The sequence below is a fragment of the Acinetobacter sp. NRRL B-65365 genome, from assembly GCF_001605865.1.
Taxonomy (GTDB): domain Bacteria; phylum Pseudomonadota; class Gammaproteobacteria; order Pseudomonadales; family Moraxellaceae; genus Acinetobacter; species Acinetobacter vivianii.
In genome coordinates, this window is record NZ_LRPD01000027.1 from 36,900 (window position 1) to 53,501 (window position 16,602).

General features: G+C 39.0%; 17 protein-coding genes. 7 read left to right on the top strand and 10 right to left on the bottom strand.

Going from position 1 to position 16,602, the window contains the following annotated elements; translation table 11 throughout:
• The first annotated feature begins 134 nt into the window (after window positions 1-134).
• The gene (locus tag AWW72_RS11480; protein WP_062847425.1) at window positions 135-992 is read left to right on the top strand and encodes an alpha/beta hydrolase family protein; all 858 of its coding nucleotides are present in this window, start codon (window positions 135-137) and stop codon (window positions 990-992) included.
• Window positions 993-1,633: 641 nt separating this feature from the next.
• Window positions 1,634-2,098, top strand: coding sequence for a MarR family winged helix-turn-helix transcriptional regulator (locus AWW72_RS11485; RefSeq protein ID WP_004772470.1), 465 nt, complete (start codon window positions 1,634-1,636; stop codon window positions 2,096-2,098).
• A 56-nt stretch (window positions 2,099-2,154) separates the two neighbouring features.
• Here the strand turns inward: AWW72_RS11485 and AWW72_RS11490 are convergent, their stop codons facing one another.
• The 5 genes from AWW72_RS11490 to AWW72_RS11510 all read right to left on the bottom strand — a co-directional run bounded on the left by AWW72_RS11490 (window position 2,155) and on the right by AWW72_RS11510 (window position 8,435).
• The gene (locus AWW72_RS11490; RefSeq protein WP_062847426.1) at window positions 2,155-2,820 is read right to left on the bottom strand and encodes an SOS response-associated peptidase; all 666 of its coding nucleotides are present in this window, start codon (window positions 2,818-2,820) and stop codon (window positions 2,155-2,157) included.
• Between the two features lie 77 nt (window positions 2,821-2,897).
• On the bottom strand, window positions 2,898-3,518 hold the full coding sequence (locus AWW72_RS11495; RefSeq protein WP_004772473.1) for a 2OG-Fe(II) oxygenase: 621 nt from the start codon (window positions 3,516-3,518) through the stop codon (window positions 2,898-2,900).
• A 180-nt stretch (window positions 3,519-3,698) separates the two neighbouring features.
• Window positions 3,699-5,861: a malate synthase G gene (locus tag AWW72_RS11500; RefSeq protein WP_062847427.1), complete on the bottom strand. Its 2,163-nt coding sequence runs from the start codon at window positions 5,859-5,861 to the stop codon at window positions 3,699-3,701.
• 290 nt (window positions 5,862-6,151) lie between these two features.
• Window positions 6,152-7,297: a cell division protein ZapE gene (gene zapE / locus AWW72_RS11505; RefSeq protein ID WP_062847428.1), complete on the bottom strand. Its 1,146-nt coding sequence runs from the start codon at window positions 7,295-7,297 to the stop codon at window positions 6,152-6,154.
• Between the two features lie 118 nt (window positions 7,298-7,415).
• Window positions 7,416-8,435 (bottom strand): AraC family transcriptional regulator, encoded by a 1,020-nt coding sequence (locus tag AWW72_RS11510; RefSeq protein ID WP_062847429.1) that lies wholly within the window; start codon window positions 8,433-8,435, stop codon window positions 7,416-7,418.
• Between the two features lie 155 nt (window positions 8,436-8,590).
• Between AWW72_RS11510 and AWW72_RS11515 the strand changes: the two genes are divergently transcribed.
• Together AWW72_RS11515 and AWW72_RS11520 are read left to right on the top strand one after the other, a co-directional pair.
• On the top strand, window positions 8,591-10,105 hold the full coding sequence (locus AWW72_RS11515) for a flavin-containing monooxygenase (RefSeq protein WP_062847430.1): 1,515 nt from the start codon (window positions 8,591-8,593) through the stop codon (window positions 10,103-10,105).
• Window positions 10,106-10,336: 231 nt separating this feature from the next.
• The gene (locus AWW72_RS11520) at window positions 10,337-11,563 is read left to right on the top strand and encodes a multidrug effflux MFS transporter (protein ID WP_062847431.1); all 1,227 of its coding nucleotides are present in this window, start codon (window positions 10,337-10,339) and stop codon (window positions 11,561-11,563) included.
• A gap of 25 nt (window positions 11,564-11,588) precedes the next feature.
• Here the strand turns inward: AWW72_RS11520 and AWW72_RS11525 are convergent, their stop codons facing one another.
• On the bottom strand, window positions 11,589-12,164 hold the full coding sequence (locus AWW72_RS11525; protein WP_062847432.1) for a TetR/AcrR family transcriptional regulator: 576 nt from the start codon (window positions 12,162-12,164) through the stop codon (window positions 11,589-11,591).
• Between the two features lie 231 nt (window positions 12,165-12,395).
• On the opposite strand from AWW72_RS11525, the gene AWW72_RS11530 reads away from it, so the two are divergent.
• Window positions 12,396-13,313 (top strand): LysO family transporter, encoded by a 918-nt coding sequence (locus AWW72_RS11530; protein WP_004772487.1) that lies wholly within the window; start codon window positions 12,396-12,398, stop codon window positions 13,311-13,313.
• 12 nt (window positions 13,314-13,325) lie between these two features.
• On the opposite strand, the gene pyrF is transcribed toward AWW72_RS11530, so the two are convergent.
• Both pyrF and AWW72_RS11540 read right to left on the bottom strand, forming a co-directional pair.
• Window positions 13,326-14,006 carry an orotidine-5'-phosphate decarboxylase gene (gene pyrF / locus AWW72_RS11535; protein ID WP_004772489.1) on the bottom strand — a complete coding sequence of 227 codons (681 nt, stop codon included), beginning with the start codon at window positions 14,004-14,006 and terminating at the stop codon, window positions 13,326-13,328.
• A gap of 113 nt (window positions 14,007-14,119) precedes the next feature.
• Window positions 14,120-14,668: a helix-turn-helix domain-containing protein gene (locus tag AWW72_RS11540; protein WP_062847433.1), complete on the bottom strand. Its 549-nt coding sequence runs from the start codon at window positions 14,666-14,668 to the stop codon at window positions 14,120-14,122.
• 89 nt (window positions 14,669-14,757) lie between these two features.
• Between AWW72_RS11540 and AWW72_RS11545 the strand changes: the two genes are divergently transcribed.
• Together AWW72_RS11545 and AWW72_RS11550 are read left to right on the top strand one after the other, a co-directional pair.
• Window positions 14,758-15,414 carry an AzlC family ABC transporter permease gene (locus tag AWW72_RS11545; RefSeq protein ID WP_062847434.1) on the top strand — a complete coding sequence of 219 codons (657 nt, stop codon included), beginning with the start codon at window positions 14,758-14,760 and terminating at the stop codon, window positions 15,412-15,414.
• Entirely contained in the window at window positions 15,411-15,737 is a 327-nt protein-coding gene (locus AWW72_RS11550) for an AzlD domain-containing protein (protein WP_004772494.1), read from the top strand. Before AWW72_RS11545 ends, AWW72_RS11550 begins: the two co-directional genes overlap by 4 nt.
• 85 nt (window positions 15,738-15,822) lie before the next feature.
• On the opposite strand, the gene AWW72_RS11555 is transcribed toward AWW72_RS11550, so the two are convergent.
• Both AWW72_RS11555 and AWW72_RS11560 read right to left on the bottom strand, forming a co-directional pair.
• Window positions 15,823-16,188 carry a lipopolysaccharide assembly protein LapA domain-containing protein gene (locus AWW72_RS11555; protein ID WP_004772496.1) on the bottom strand — a complete coding sequence of 122 codons (366 nt, stop codon included), beginning with the start codon at window positions 16,186-16,188 and terminating at the stop codon, window positions 15,823-15,825.
• Window positions 16,189-16,202: 14 nt separating this feature from the next.
• Entirely contained in the window at window positions 16,203-16,505 is a 303-nt protein-coding gene (locus AWW72_RS11560) for an integration host factor subunit beta (protein WP_004653854.1), read from the bottom strand.
• Between the last annotated feature and the right edge of the window lie 97 nt (window positions 16,506-16,602).

Genomic DNA, 16,602 nt, shown 5'->3' on the forward strand with positions numbered 1-16,602 from the left:
CTTATTTCCCTATATCCTAATTTCTTATAGGCGCCTATATTACATAAAATTTGACTTTTAAGTCATTTTTTAATCAGGTTTCTTTTTGGAACTTATGTAAAGTATAAAGATAAATACATAAGAGTGTTTTCTCCATGAATAGCGTTGAATCTTTTTGGATCAGTTGTAAAGATGGCTATCAACTTGCTGCCCAGTTCTACCCAATAGAACATTCTGATAAGCCCTATCCAGTTTTGATCTGCCCGGCAACAGGAATTACCAAAAACTTTTATCATGCATTCGCTGAATGGCTGAACCAACAAGGTTATCAAGTACTGAGTTTTGATTTCCGAGGAATTGGAGAATCACTACATGGTCCACTAAAAGACTCCACAGCAAGTATTAATGACTGGGGAATTTATGATATTCCTGCTGCGATAGAAGCATTGTTGAATCGTACCCAAGCAGAGAAAATCATTATCGTAGGTCATAGTGCTGGAGGGCAATTACTTGGTATTGCATCAAATTATCACAAGGTTGCAAAAGTATTAGCTATTGCTGGCTCAACGGGCCACGTAAAAGGACTCAAAGGTAAAACCAAAGTTCTAGCACCGCTCATGTTCAATGTCATTTTTCCTGTTTCTAGCTTTTTTAAAGGTTATGGCGCGACCCAATTCATCGGAATGGGTGAAAATCTGCCAAAGAATGTTGCACGACAATGGGCAGAGTTTTGTAGTAAACCTGGTTATGTAATGAATGCCATAGGAAAAAGTATCTTTGAAGATTATCATCAGCAAATTCAATGCCCTATCACGTCATTCTGGGCAACAGATGATGAAATTGCCACACATACCAATGTTAAAGATTTGCTTCGTTTATATCCGAATGCAGAAACAAAATTAATTGAACTGAATCCGCAACAGCTTGGTTATAAGCAAATTGGACATATGCTGATGTTCAAGAAATCTCATCAGAAGATCTGGCCCATATTAGAAAATGAATTACGGATTTGACCATAACCAGATAAAAAGCGAACACAACAACCAGTTTACTTTTGCGCATCTAAACCTGTAATCCTGTTTAGGTGCGTTTTTTTATGGGATCTATCATCTTAAATAACGTTATTTAACCGACTACACACTCGATTTTTTAGAAATTTAATAGAAAAGTGTGACAAAGAATGTATTTATTCATCTTTTTAAAAAAAATTGATGTGCTATATTTTAACCAATTGATCAAGACAAACTCATGTATTCGCTATTTATTTAAGCGTTATTTATTTTATAAATATATTGATTTTATATATTTATGACATTTTAGACAGAAATTTTTATAAAAATGTCACGTCAAAATTCGTATTTTTTTTCTACAATACGAGTATTCTATAAACAAGCAGCAATGCGAAACTGTAGAACTCCCTTTAGGGTTAGACGACTGGATAGTTCATCTTTAATAGCTGATTTATGTGAATTTTATGATGACTTCTCTATTCAGAACAAAGATAATTTAAAGATTATCTTTAGGCAAAGATGTTAAAAATGGGATGTTAAAAAAATCAGGAAAAGGATTTTTGTTAACAGGCAAATTGTAGACATTTCATGGAATCTAAGAGCTAAATTGGATTAGCTCCTTGTGCAAGCATAGGAAATAAGTAATGCCAAAAAAATATGCGCGTTTTTTACCTACAGCCGATTCATTTAATCTGGAAGACTTCCCTTTTTACTGGATTTCTCAAGTAAATGCTCAGTATGTCCAAAACATCGACAATGTGCTGAAAAAGTACGGTCTAGACAATTCACGTCGTCGTATTTTGATTGCCTTGCACGTCAAACCGCATGCCAGCGTATCTGAACTTTCCGAGATGGTCATTTCAAAAATGTCGACCACCACCAAGATCGTTTATCGCCTGAAAGATGAAGGTTATATTGACACCTACTCATGCAAGGAAGATGGACGTATTACTCGTGTTTATCTTACTGAGAAAGGTCAAGAAATGATTACCAAGATCAATGACCTGACTGCAGTCATACTAGAACAATCTTTTGACGGTTTAACACCATTGCAAATTGAAAAGACCATGGAAATTCTGCGTCATATGTTTAAAAATCTTGCACGTTAATACAATGATAAAAGATAAAAAAAGGCTTCCATCATGAAGCCTTTTTTATTTGAAAATTAAAAATCAAACATATTTAACTGCGGTGTCACTTTCTCTATTTTTGCTTTGGGAACATGTAGACACTCAAACTCTTCTACAGGGAAACCCTTCATAAAATCATAAAGCTGATGGGGCTGTTTTAAGCTTAACCATTCATCTAAACGCTCATACGGAATCACCACTACAGATCGTTTGACATCACCTGGTTCATGAAAATCCTTCATCATCGGGTGGTCTATGGCATCCATCGTTAGCATGGTGGCTGAGCGGATCACCTGATCATTTAGCTTTCTGATCTCATATAACGCCGCAATAAAGAAAGCCTTTCCATCTTTACGGCGTACTGCCCAACGTTGCGGTTTATTATCAATGTACTTACTTTCATAAAACTCAGTGACTGGAATGACGCCAAACTTACATTTGGAAGCAGCTTCCAGAAAACTCGGCTTTTGAAACAGTGTTTCATGTCGGGCGTTATAGGTATGCTTGGAAATATTAATATCTTCCGACCATTTAGGTACCAAACCAAATAACACATTGCGCCACTCAAACCCTTGTTCCGATTTAAACAACAAAGGGGTTTTATAGCTTGGATAAACCTCCTCTACATATTCAAATGGAATCGGAGGCAAACCAAGCTGCTTCGCTTGCTCGTCTGTCAGTGGTTTAAAGTTGGCACACATAGTTCGTTCAGTATTCACCTTCGAAAATAAAGTTAAAAAAAGGAGGTATCAACCCTCCTCTTTCTATTCAGCCAATATTAGCCAAATAATTTTTTCATTTTTGCACTTAAACCATGAATAAAGCGGTGCTTGGCATTGGCTTTATCACTGGTTAAAAAGTTAATCTGGATTGATTGACGTTGTCCTTCATAAGGGACATAACCATGCCAGCCGTTATCGGTAACTTTAAAAGCAACCAATGTACCCGGGCCAGCATCGATCTCTGCAACATAATCATCCATGTTCTTTTCATCATTCAAGATACGTAGACGACCTGTAGGTGCATCCCAAGATTCATTTAAATAAATCAGGATGGTCAAAAGTTTGGTTTTTGAATCCGAGTGTATACGACCATCTTTTTGACGTGAATAACCACGTAAAGTGATCATCATCGGATGTTCCATCACATCCACATCAAATTTTTCAGTTAAAATCTGACGAAATTCTTTGGTATCTAATGATTTTAAGAAACGATCAAAATTAGGCTTAATCTCAACATCTTCAATGTTATAGCTTCCACCTTGCTCAATCTTTGGAAAATCCTGAATCACAGCTTTCACTTCGCTGTCTACAATTGAATTTTCCACCACAAAGTAAGGATATGGCGAAGTTGAAACTTGCGCCTGTTTTAAAGCATCTAATTTTAAAATTTGTGACATCGCTATGATTCGGCTAAATGATCAAACTGCAATAATTATAACAAATATTTCGGTGCTAATCTGTTTTATCCTGTTTTTAAAACATTCGATGCTTAGCTCAATAACAATGAATAAACCTTATCTTTCCAACTCGTAGACATAAAAAAAGCCTCCGAAGAGGCTTTTTTTATTTAGATGAAATTAATCACCTGTATAACCTTTTAATTTTAAACGCGCTGCGTGTAGCAATGGCTCTGTATAGCCAGATGGCTGCTCTGCACCTTTGAAGATCAAGTCAGAAGCAGCTTGGAACGCAATACCATCAAAGTTAGGTGCCATTGGCGTATAAAGTGGATCATTAGCATTTTGCTGATCAACAATCACAGCCATACGCTTAAGCACTTCTTCAACCTGTTCACGCGTTACGATACCGTGACGCAGCCAGTTTGCAACGTGTTGAGATGAAATACGTAATGTTGCACGGTCTTCCATTAAACCAACGTTGTTGATGTCTGGCACTTTAGAACAACCAACACCTAAATCTACCCAACGAACTACATAACCCAAGATACCTTGACAGTTATTTTCAAGTTCATTGTTTAACTCTTCCGCAGTCCAGTTTGTTTCTGGTGCAAACGGCGGTGTTAACAAGTCATCTAAAGACAACATGTTTTCAGCAGCTAATTCATCTTGGCGCGCTTTTACATTGATCTGATGGTAATGCAAGGCATGAAGTACCGCACCCGTAGGAGATGGAACCCATGCACAAGATGCACCCGCGTTTGGATGAGCTGTCTTGGTTGCCAACATATCTTTCATGCTGTCTGGTTTTGGCCACATGCCTTTACCAATTTGCGCTTTGCCTTGTAAACCACATGCCAAACCAATGGCAACGTTACGGTTTTCGTAAGCAGCAATCCATTTTTGTGTTTTAACTGCTTCTTTACGAACAACTGGTGCAGCTTCCATAGACGTATGGATTTCATCACCTGTACGATCCATAAAGCCAGTATTGATGAAGATCGTACGATCTTTTGCAGCAGCAATACAGTTCTTCAAGTTTACAGATGTACGGCGCTCTTCATCCATAATCCCGATTTTGAGCGATTTTGCAGGTAAACCAATTGCTTGTTCAGCACGTTCAAACAATTCAACAGCAAACGCAACTTCTTCTGGACCATGCATTTTTGGCTTAACGATATACATTGAACCTTTACGAGAGTTTTTATTCTCGTTTTGGCCACGGATATCAGCAACGGTAAGTAATGGCGTCACTAATGCATCCATGATGCCTTCAAATACTTCTTCACCATCGACAAGGATCGCAGGGTTTGTCATTAAATGCCCAACATTACGAAGCAACATCAATGAACGACCATGCAAAGTAGTTGTACCACCAATCAGGTTTTGTACAGTACGATCTTTATTCAAAGCACGGGTAATGGTTTTACCATTTTTCTCGATTGACTCTTGTAAGTCACCTTTCATCAAGCCTAACCAATTACGGTAGCCTTCAACTTTCTCTTCTGCATCAACCGCAGCAACCGAGTCTTCCAAATCCTGAATCGTGGTTACAGCAGCTTCAAGTGTTAAATCTTTTACACCCGCCGCATCAGTTTTACCCACTGGGCTATTTGCATCGATCTCAATGATCACGTGCAAACCATTATTTAAGAGTACGATTTCTGCAGGAGCCGCAGCATCGCCATTAAAGCCAACAAATTGAGATGGATGAGCCAAAGTAGTGGTTGAACCATCTTTTAAAGTCACAGCCAAAGCGTTGTTTACAACTACATATTTGGTTGCATCTGCATGTGAACCCTGTGCCAATGGGAAAGTTTGATTCAAGAAGTCTTTAGCAAAAGCAATAACCTTGTCACCACGAACTGGGTTATAACCTTTACCCTTCTCTGCGCCACCTTCTTCAGAGATAACATCTGTACCGTAAAGCGCATCATATAAAGAACCCCAACGTGCATTGGCTGCGTTTAGGCAATAACGTGCATTACGTACAGGTACAACCAATTGAGGGCCTGCAAGTAAAGCAATTTCTTCATCTACATTTTCAGTGCTTACTTTAAAGTCTGCAACTTCTGGTACTAGATAACCAATCTCGGTTAAGAATGCTTTATAAGCATTAAGTTCAAATTTATTATTACGGTGCCATTCATCAATCTTCGCTTGAAGATCATCACGCTTAGCCAATAATGCCTTGTTCTTTGGGCTAAGGTCGACAACGACTTGCTCGAAGTTTTTCCAGTAAGTTTCACTCTCTAAACCAGTCCCTGGTAAAGCTTCATTTTCGATGAAATCATAAAGTTCTTTAGCAATCGCTAGCTTGCCTTTTTGAATACGTACAGTCATTGTCTTTCCTGATGGTGCTAACTTTTTATAACAAGAATTCTAGTATACTGATTTATACTAGCCTGAATAGTAATATCACATTCCTAAATAGTAAGCATTTTCCCCATTAGAAGTATTGACAAACAAGATTTTTTATATTTATCAAAATATCAAATGTCGATGCTTTTCTTTCTAGTTCTGCAATATACTCCCTTTTCAAACTCATCTAGTTATAACAAAAATCAGTCAGGAATAAAGCCTTATCAATGTAAGTTTATAAAAAAAGGCATTCAGAAGAATGCCTTTTTGATTTATGAAGTTTGTGCGACCTGAATCTGTCGATGCTCGGAATGTAGATAATCATCCGATTGCATTTCCAATAAACGTGAACGCGTCCGTTCAATTTCAAATGCTAATTTCTCCCCCTCATACAGATCAATGATTGAATCTTCAGAAGTAAGAATCAGTTTTACACCACGATCATAGAATTCATCGACCAGATAAATAAAACGGCGTGTTCCTTCTGACAAGAAATCTGTCAAATGCGGAACATTACTCACCAACACGGTACTGTAAATGTTGGCAATTTCAATAAAGTCGGCTGGACTACGCGGTTTAAAACACAATTCAGAGAATTCACACCACAATACATCTTCAGTATGACCTAAAGTCTCTACCACACGATTATTGATCATGATTGGAGAATTAGATTGCGCCTGTGTTTGAGTCAAGGCTTTAAAACGACCAGATAGCCAAGCTTGGGCATCATCCGTTAATGGATACTTGAATAATTGTGCTTGTTTCAAAACACGTAAACGATAATCCACGCCGGCATCTACGTTTAAAATGACACAGTTTTTCTTGACCAGCTCAATGGTTGGCAAGAATCGGTCACGATGAATCCCGTTCTTATACAAACCATCTGGTGCAATATTTGACGTTGCAACCAGCGTAATGCCACGCTCAAATAACTTCTGGAACAAATCGCTCAGGATCATTGCATCTGTAACGTTCGATACGAAAAATTCGTCAAAGCAAATTACAACAGCATCTTTATAAATCTGATCCGCAACCAAATCTAAAGGATTGCGTTGACCTGAAAGCTTATTCAACTCTTTGTGGACATGTTGCATAAAGTGATGGAAATGCATACGCATTTTACGGCGGAATGGAACAGATTCGTAAAACTGATCCATCAGCCACGTCTTGCCACGGCCTACACCACCCCACATATAAACGCCTTTCGGATAGGTTTGACGACGGAAACGTCGAAACGCTTTCTTTGAAGCCTTATAGCGAGTGAGTAACTCTTTCCATACTCGGTCTAACTCTCGCACAGCCTGAGCTTGTGCTTCATCTGGCATGAATTGTCCTGACTCAAGTGCTTGAGTATAACGCTCAGCAGGTGACGTTGGGATAAATGCAGTGCTATGTGAGTCTGGTTTAGAATTTGACATAAGGTGTTATTGCAATTTTAATTGGTGAAAATTATATCGAACATTCCGTTCAATGACATTAGATTTTAGGCTTAATTATCATAGAGTTTAAACATCATAATGTACCATTTTTAATCATTTAATGATTGCGATTATATTGTCTTGGACTCAATCCAAACCATCTTTTAAAGGCATGATTGAACGCTGCTGGCTCAGAATAACCCAACATTTCAGCCACCTGTTCAATCGAATATGAACTGTTTTCGATGAATTTTATGGCCTTCTGCTGGATCAGCTTTTCACGAATTTCTTTATAGCTGGTCTGCATTTGCTGCAATTGGTGCCTTAAAGTTCGCTCAGGAATATGCAAAGCACAGGCCGTTTCTGCCATAGTCGGAATGACCCCATTTTGCATTTCCAGATAATCCTTAACATATTCGACCACTGTCAATTTTAGACTGGCACTTTTTTCTAGATTTTGAATATCCGCTAGGCATTTTTCTTCATAAATGCGATAGGTCAATACATCAGCAGATGGGATCTTAATGTTGAGTATTTGAGTATTTTCTAATATGAAAGCAGCCTCTCTACATCCAAATTTGACATCTATTCCATAATAATCCTGATAGGCTGCAAGCAAATTTAAGTCTTTCGGACGGGTAAATGGCAATTCAATCCGAATATTAGGGATCTCTAATCCCATCATTTTAAAAATATCTTGTAAGAACTTATACGTACCTGAAATTTCACATTGCGCGCGCAATTGTCCTAAATGCGTATTCAAATCAACAGGCTGATAGAACAAATGAATAAAATCTTCTTTAATTTCGAGATGTAAAGAACCAAATAAATGAGTCAACTGCTGAAATTGCACACCATTTAACAAAGCCTTATGGAGAGTTTCACTGGTGACCAATAACATCAGAAATGGCCCATAACCTGCCAACGCATAATGTTGCCCGATGAACAGACCTTGTTCAGGTAAAATATCCTGACTAATATGTTGCAAGATATCCCATTCGATCTCATCAGGAATAATTGAAGCTGGATCTAAAGCATCGGCTTGTATACCCATATTTGCTAAACGTGCATCTACATCAATGCCAACATGACGCATGCCTTGAATCAAATACATCAATCCGAGGATAGATCTCTTCATAGTTCCAAATACAGTTCTCAAAACTTTAATGTTTTACTATAAAAGCCTGAGCAAATGAATTGCCGAAATGGTCAAGTTTTACGTCGGTACAATCATATTTAATCTCGATAAAACCATTAAACTTGCATAAAATTTAGCTGTGCAGGATATACGCTATGCGTGATGTAACCAAAAATGCGATTCAAAAAACAAAAGTGGCAATTATTGGTGCAGGTTTTGGTGGTTTAGCAATGGCCATTCGCCTATTACAAAGTCAGATCCATGATTTTGTAATTTTAGAAAAAACCAATGACGTGGGTGGCACGTGGCGCGAAAACCAATACCCAGGCGCAGCATGTGATGTGCAGTCGCATATGTATTCCCTTTCATTTGCACCAAAAACCGATTGGTCAAAACGTTATGCAGAAGCAGATGAGATCTTTACTTATATTCAAGACATCACTGAACAATACAAATTAAAAGACTATTGCAAATTCGGACATGAAGTGACCAAAGCCGAGTTTGATGAAAACCGCAATATCTGGACATTGGACTTTAAAGACCAAGCCACTCTCGAAGCACAATTTGTGATTTTTGCTTCTGGCCCATTACATGTTCCACAAATTCCTCATGTCAAAGGAATTGAGAACTTCAAAGGTAAAGTGTTCCATTCATCTCAATGGGATCACGATTATGATTTAACAGGTAAATCAGTTGCATCCATTGGTACAGGTGGTAGTGCGATTCAATACATTCCAGAAATTGCACCCGAAGTGAAGCAGCTCTATGTATTACAACGTACCGCAGCTTGGGTAATTCCACGTGATGAACGCAAATACTCACAGCTCAGCAAAACACTGTTTAAAGCTTCAAACATCTATCGTCAAATTCATCGTACCCGTCTGTACTGGACTAATGAATCTCGTGTCGTGCCGATTGTACAGCCACAAATCATGAAATATGGTCAAAAACTGGCAGAAGCTTTTATTCGTTTTCAGGTAAAAGACAAAGCACTGGCAAAAAAATTAACCCCAGACTTTGTGATGGGCTGTAAACGTATTTTGATTTCTAATAAATACTTCCCGACCTTTAACCGTGACAATGTTGAACTGGTGACGGATGCTATTCAAGAAATTACAGCGAATGGCATCATCACCAAAGATGGCAAAGAACGCCAAATTGATTGCCTGATTTATGGAACGGGCTTCATTACTGACCCACGTATTTACTTAAAGCATTTCAATTGCATTGGTCGTAACGGTATTGAACTCAAACAAGCATGGAAAGATGGCGCGGAAAGCTACTATGGTATCAGCACCAAAAACTTCCCGAATTTGTTCCAGTTACTTGGGCCAAATACTATTCTTGGTCATAACTCTGTGATTTTCATGATCGAATCACAGGTGAACTACATTCTGCAATTGATTCAAACTGTCGATCAAACCAAGACTCAAGCTGTCGAAATCAAGCAGGATGTTCAGGATCAGTTTAATGAGCGTGTACAAGAGCAACTGAAAGGTACGGTCTGGCAAGCGGGTGGCTGTAGCAGTTGGTATCAAGCTGCTGATGGCAAAAACTTCTCACTATGGCCAACCTATACATGGAGATACTGGCTAGAGACACGCAAAGTAAACGTGGCTGATTATAATTTTATCAATAGCTCAACTGCTACCAAATCCAATGCTGCATAAATAGCAAAATACAGTTAAAAAGCCCTTGAACTTCTCAGGGGCTTTTTATTTCTGAATGATACAACGACTTATACCTCTTGCTTGCCCTCTCTTCATTTTTTTATCTTTTCTAACTTAAAACCGCATTTCTTTTTATAGGCAAAACTAAATAATTCATGCTAAGATTTTAACTACCTACCGTTAGGTAGTTAACTAATACCTATTCGCTTTCTGCACTCGAGTTTACAAGATATGCAATCTGCTCCTCCAATTTCTAAAATCAGTTGGTCTTTGTTACTACTGCTCTCCTTATTTACCGCTTTAGATGCGCTGGCGATTGATATTTATTTACCTGCATTTCCACTTCTTGCAGAAAGCTTTGCAACCACGCCTGGACAAGTTCAATTGACGCTCTCGGTCTTCTTGATTGGTCTTGCAATTGGTCAAGGGATTTACGGGCCTTTACTTGATCGTTTTGGACCCCGTAAACCTTTGCTAATCGGTATTGCGATCTTCATTTTAGGTTCATTACTGGCTGCAATTGCACCGTCGATTGAATGGTTACTGGCTGCCCGATTCCTACAAGCCATTGGTGCATCTGCGGGTTTAGTTGTACCCAGAGCGATTATTTCAGATGTATGCGATGCACAAAGTAGCGCCAAAAACTTTTCCATCCTGATGCAGGTGATGATGATCATTCCAATCATTGCCCCTTTATTTGGTAGCTTTATTCTTCGATTCGGATCATGGACGCTTATTTTCTATACATTGGCCGTACTCGGTACAATCTTATGGTTCTGGGGTAATTACGCTATACCCGAAACCTTAAAGCCTGAATATCGTCAGCCACTCCAACTCACTACAATCAAAACCAGCTATCAAACATTGAGCTTAAATAAAAGCTTTATGGCCTACACCCTTGCGGGTGGTTTTATCTTGGGTGCTTTCTTTGTTTACCTAAGCCAGTCTCCTTTTATTTTTATTCAGCATTATCATATTCATAATGAAACTTTTAGTACCTTATTCGCAGCCAATGCGATTGGACTAATCATTCTTGGGCAAGTTTCAATCCTGTTATTGAAACGCTGGTCTGCGCAACGCTTACTGGTACTTGGGATGTGTATATTTAGTGGGGCCAGCTTGATTCTGCTAATGAGTGTATCTTTTTATGATTTAAGCTTGTGGCAATACATTGTTCTTTTGGGACTAAGTATCTGGTCTACAGGATTTATCTTTGGTAACGTCACCGCACTTACCATGCAACAAAGCCCACAGCATTTAACAGGTGCAGCCTCATCATTAATGGGCTTACTCCAATATGCCTTTGCTTCACTGATTGGTTTTATTGTCAGCTTTATGGACGTTAATATCAGCCTGCTTCCTGCAAGTTTATTCATCTGTGGCAGTATCGCACTGGGCTTATCTATTTTTGCCGCCTCAGGACAACGGGCTCACTTTCCTGTTGCAGAAGCTGAATAATGATATTCACACGCATCAGTACCTTTTAAATTGAGGTACTGATCAATACATTCAATGCTTTTAAGATGGCATCCAGACGAAGTCGGAACTTTTCTCGACCGCCACAGATCAATTCACTTTGCAATGCATCCACAAAACTCATGCATACCCGAGCAAGTGTCTGGGAATCGAGTTGATGCTGATTTTTAGACACTTCAGAATTCTGAATCACTTGCGAAAATAACTGTTCCAGATCAGCCATAAATACATGCATCGGCTCAATCACCTGATCATACAAATGCACAGGTGGACTGATCAAAGCATTCATCCAGAACTGAACCGCATAAGACTCATTAAAGCGCTGTTCGATGCTGATAAAATAATCATGCAATTGTTGCTGTAGATGCTCTCCACCTTGCAAAATTGTTTTAGCATATCCCAGTTCTTCATCAATCATAATGGGAATCAGGCTAAGATAGAGCTCATCCTTATTCTTAAAATGTGCATAAATCGAAGGTTTTTTTATACCAACATCAGTCGCAATTTCATTCAATGACGTGGCGGCAAAGCCCTGTTTTGCAAAACGTTCCAATGCATATTTTTGAATCTTAGCTGCTGTCACAAATCATCTACCTCTTGTACTAATAAAAGTATATTTCACCTCAAACAATATTCATAGATGAATCAGCTCATTCAATCTGTAGATCAAAATAGAATAAAAATCTGGAAGATGCTCTGTTCAACTCTTTCTCATTGTTTCAGCCCCAAACTTTCTTGATCAAATGATATATAAATCTACCCAACTATCAGATTTCCCTGCATAATAAATCAGCACTTTCAACGCTCTGATCGTATGACCTCTTTTGTTCTGATTTTCCAAATTTTTGTTTGTATTAGCTTAGGTTATTTTATAGCACCGCATTTATCTCAATCCCTAAAAAAATTTGTATTTAGAATTCTTCCTTATTTTTCTTATATTTTACTGGTTAGTGTTGCGTTTGAACTCACACAAGCACTCAACCATATTCCAAATCCAGCTGCAATCTTGCCACCAGCAGTACTCATTGCATTTACCACTTCGATTGGTTCTTTTTTCATTTGTTTAATGACGTATAAGCTGATTGATCGCCAAAGCGTGCAAGGGAAAATTTCACTCCACTTGTTTCTAAATGCACTGAAGAATATTGGAAAAGCCTTTCTGGCCTTAGCCGTGGGTATTGGCTTGGGTATGCTTATTCAAAAATTAGATCTGCATATTGCCTTTAATAGCTGGTATTTATTATTAATCTTTATTTTCTTGATTGGTGTTGAACTGGCCTTTACTCAATTCGATCGTAGCTGGTTAAGCTGGAAAATCTTATTGGTGCCTGTCGCAGCCTTTATTGGATCTTGCCTTGCGGCAATTGTTAACTATTTTATTCTATCGAATCATTACAGCCTGAATGAAGTCATGGCCCTAGCACAAGGTTATGGTTGGTATTCAATGTCTGGGATTTTATTTACTGAATTACATTCAGCCAAATTGGGTGGCATTGCCTTATTAACCGATTTATTTAGAGAAATCTTTGCGATTTTATTGATGTACTGTTTAGGTTGGCGTTTTCCACGCTCTGCGATTTCCAGTGCAGGTGCCACGTCGATGGATGTGACGCTTGCGATGGTGAAACAGTCATGTGGCACACATTATGTACCACATGCCATGATGAGTGGATTGATTCTGTCGCTCCTCGCACCACTCTTAATCAGCTTATTTCTCAGTATGAAGTTTTAAACTTTGACTTCATTAGATTGAAGCCAAAATTGATTTCAACATCTCAGTCGGTTTTTCCGCTTTAGTAATTGGACGACCAATTACTAAATGCGTTGAACCATCAAGCATGGCCTGTTTTGGGGTAACAATACGTTTTTGGTCATCTGCATTTGAACCCTCTGGACGAATACCTGGTGTCACCAATGCAAACTGTTGACCCAACATATCACGAAGGATCTTGGCTTCTTGTGCTGAACACACGACACCATCCAGCCCGCTTTCCTGAGTGAGTTTTGCTAAACGCTTCACTTGTTCAACTGGCTCGATATCCAGACCGATATCACGCAAATCTTCACGTCCCATTGACGTTAATACCGTCACTGCAATCAACTGAGTCTGATAGTTGCCAGCCTTCAATCGTTCAACGCAAGTTTCCATCATCTTACGGCCACCTGAAGCATGCACATTCACCATCCACACACCTAAGTCGGCAGCAGCACATACTGCTTGAGCGGTAGTGTTCGGGATATCATGGAACTTTAGATCAAGAAAAACTTCAAAACCTTTGTCTTGTAAGTTTTTCACAATTGATGGACCTTCATGAGTAAAAAGCTCTTTGCCAACTTTCACACGGCAAAGTGACGGATCAAGCTGATCAACAATTGTTAAGGCGTCATATTGGCTTTTTGCGTCTAGGGCAACAATAATACTCACGAATCTAGTTCCATCACATAAAAATCAGTTAATTATAAAGTGATTCACAGCATGAACAAAGCAAGAAAGTAACCATAATGCAAAAAAGCGTTTCGATCATACAGAAATAGCCCTTATCTTTGCTCGGAAATAAGAATTGCTCTAGTATCGTCTTGCAAAGCCTCAAAAATATGGGGCTGATCGGCAGGATAACAAATATAGTCTCCTTCATTCAGCAAAACTGGCTCGGAAATTAAGCCTACTCTGGCCTGACCTTTCATAATCACAATATGCTCAATACTGCCAATCGGATGCGGCTGACTGCAACGTGGTTCACCAGGCTGTGTGGTGAGCATATATACATCACGTCTGGCGCCCGTTGGACAATTGGCCAATAGGATCGCTTGATAATGGGCAATTTCAGAGGTAACAGATGGCCCTTCGCCAAAACGAATGACCTGAGTTTGTGCAATATTGCTTTCCATTAACTTTGCAAATGGAATATCCAAAGCCACACACAAGGCCCATAATGTTTCCAGACTAGGATTTCCTTGTGCAGCTTCCAATTGCGACAAGGTTGATTTGGCTATACCCGCCCGACGCGCGACTTCTGCCAATGACAGTCCTGCTTTTTGTCTCTCTCTTTGCAAACCCTTTGCAACAATTTCAATTGGCAATGCCATAAATCACCATAAAAAACGATTGTTCGTTTTGACGAACGATATAAAATTAATCTATTATATCGTACGGTCGTTTGATATAGAAAATAAAGATGCAAGATAAAGAACGCTATAACTTAATCAAAGCCATTATTCTCATCTCAGTCGCAACAGGAATTGTCGGGATTTCTCTTGGATCAGTTGCAGCCAGTTTTGACCTGCCCATGTGGATTCCTCTCGCTCTGTCCTTAACAGTATTAGCTGGCGCAGCTGAATTTACTTTTATTGGCATGATTGCAACAGGAGCAAATCCTGTATTTGCCGCATTCACAGGCATACTCATCAATTTGCGCCATTTGCCTTTTGGATTATCTGTCGCAACATTTATTGAGAAAAATGTCTATCACTTTATTGCTTGTCACATCATGAATGATGAAAGTGTGATGTTCGGACTGAGTCAACAAGAAGCGCATTTGAAAAAATGGGCTTACTGGATGTGTGGCCTAGGCATCAGCATACTTTGGCCGCTCGGTGTATTCCTCGGTTATCTGCTCAGCAAAAATATTCCAGATATCTATGTCTTTGGCATTGATGCAGCATTTCCAGCCATTCTTTTTGCCTTGATCCTACCCATGCTCAAGAATAAAACCACACGAAATCGAGTATTTCTAGGCACATCACTTTCCTTAGCTTCTATTCCCTTACTTCCAACAGGACTTCCGGTTTTAGTGTCCATGCTTGGTTTAATGATAGGTCGAAAAACGAAATGAAATACAGCGAAAGTTATATCTTCATAGGCATTGTTGTACTCGCTTTAGGGACCTACCTGATTCGTTATTCAGGCTTTTATCTGGCAAATCGCATTGAGATCAAAGAACATCATAAACAGCTATTGGCTGATTCTGCCTGTGTTCTGCTGTTCACCTTAGCCGTATTTAATACCCTTTTTACAGAAACTCACTTTAGTGGCATCAGTAAAATTATTGGCGTTTCGGTTGCGATCATTTTTGCATGGAAAAAATATTCTCTTATCGTGGTGATTTTAGTCGCCATGCTCATTACCGCCATGTTGAGATATTTCGGTTTTCCATAAAAACAAAAAAAGCTCTTTAATCCAATAAAGAGCTTTTAAGGGCCTTATACAATCATCAAGATTTTATAAGGCTGAAATATAAAATTTATAACGGAGTACGCGGCTGGCTTTCTGGGTTAATATCCAGAACCGTTTTCTCATGTCTTACACTCGCAGCAGCTTCTGCGGCAGCTTGCTGTGCAAGTTGAATTTGCTCTTTACGAAGATGATCAATATCTTTGCGCAATCTCTTAATTTCCCAACTGGTTTGGAAAACGCGGAAAACCTGTACGCCTAGAAGTAAACCAACAACAACACCTAAGACTAACGTCAATAAAAGTAATAACCCCAAACGCATCGCTGGAACTTGAGTAAATAACAAGTCTACTTGTAGCTCAGCCGGGTTTTGAAGTACCAAAGCAAGTGAATAACCAAAAATGGCAACGAGTAATGCAATTAAGACATAACGCATAAAGACCTCAATACTTATTCAGCAGATTCGTTTACTGCATCACGAAGTGCCTTACCAGGTTTAAAGTGTGGAACTGCTTTCGCTGCAACATCAACTGACTTACCTGTTTTAGGGTTACGACCTAAACGGGGTTCACGGTGATGTAATGCAAAACTACCAAAACCACGAATCTCAATACGATCACCGCTTGAAAGTGCTTCAATCATTTGATCAATCATGATCTTAACTGCATCTTCAACTAAAGGTTCAGCCAAGTGTGGGTTTTTAAGAGCAATCCGTTCAATTAAATCAGATTTATTAAGTGCTTCAGTAGTCATTGATGACCTCTTTAATTATCGCTACTTTCCAATGTTTTTAATAATAACCTGTTTAAATACAAAACGGTAGCGCAGTACATGATTACTACGCTACCGT

Excerpts from the sequence above, each read along its gene's own strand:
- AWW72_RS11480 (WP_062847425.1), top strand. The coding sequence starts at position 135 with ATGAATAGCGTTGAATCTTTTTGGATCAGTTGTAAAGATGGCTATCAA.
- AWW72_RS11485 (WP_004772470.1), top strand. The coding sequence starts at position 1,634 with ATGCCAAAAAAATATGCGCGTTTTTTACCTACAGCCGATTCATTTAAT.
- AWW72_RS11490 (WP_062847426.1), bottom strand. The coding sequence starts at position 2,820 with ATGTGTGCCAACTTTAAACCACTGACAGACGAGCAAGCGAAGCAGCTT.
- AWW72_RS11495 (WP_004772473.1), bottom strand. The coding sequence starts at position 3,518 with ATGTCACAAATTTTAAAATTAGATGCTTTAAAACAGGCGCAAGTTTCA.
- AWW72_RS11500 (WP_062847427.1), bottom strand. The coding sequence starts at position 5,861 with ATGACTGTACGTATTCAAAAAGGCAAGCTAGCGATTGCTAAAGAACTT.
- zapE (WP_062847428.1), bottom strand. The coding sequence starts at position 7,297 with ATGTCAAATTCTAAACCAGACTCACATAGCACTGCATTTATCCCAACG.
- AWW72_RS11510 (WP_062847429.1), bottom strand. The coding sequence starts at position 8,435 with ATGAAGAGATCTATCCTCGGATTGATGTATTTGATTCAAGGCATGCGT.
- AWW72_RS11515 (WP_062847430.1), top strand. The coding sequence starts at position 8,591 with ATGCGTGATGTAACCAAAAATGCGATTCAAAAAACAAAAGTGGCAATT.
- AWW72_RS11520 (WP_062847431.1), top strand. The coding sequence starts at position 10,337 with ATGCAATCTGCTCCTCCAATTTCTAAAATCAGTTGGTCTTTGTTACTA.
- AWW72_RS11530 (WP_004772487.1), top strand. The coding sequence starts at position 12,396 with ATGACCTCTTTTGTTCTGATTTTCCAAATTTTTGTTTGTATTAGCTTA.
- AWW72_RS11540 (WP_062847433.1), bottom strand. The coding sequence starts at position 14,668 with ATGGCATTGCCAATTGAAATTGTTGCAAAGGGTTTGCAAAGAGAGAGA.
- AWW72_RS11545 (WP_062847434.1), top strand. The coding sequence starts at position 14,758 with ATGCAAGATAAAGAACGCTATAACTTAATCAAAGCCATTATTCTCATC.
- AWW72_RS11550 (WP_004772494.1), top strand. The coding sequence starts at position 15,411 with ATGAAATACAGCGAAAGTTATATCTTCATAGGCATTGTTGTACTCGCT.
- AWW72_RS11555 (WP_004772496.1), bottom strand. The coding sequence starts at position 16,188 with ATGCGTTATGTCTTAATTGCATTACTCGTTGCCATTTTTGGTTATTCA.
- AWW72_RS11560 (WP_004653854.1), bottom strand. The coding sequence starts at position 16,505 with ATGACTACTGAAGCACTTAATAAATCTGATTTAATTGAACGGATTGCT.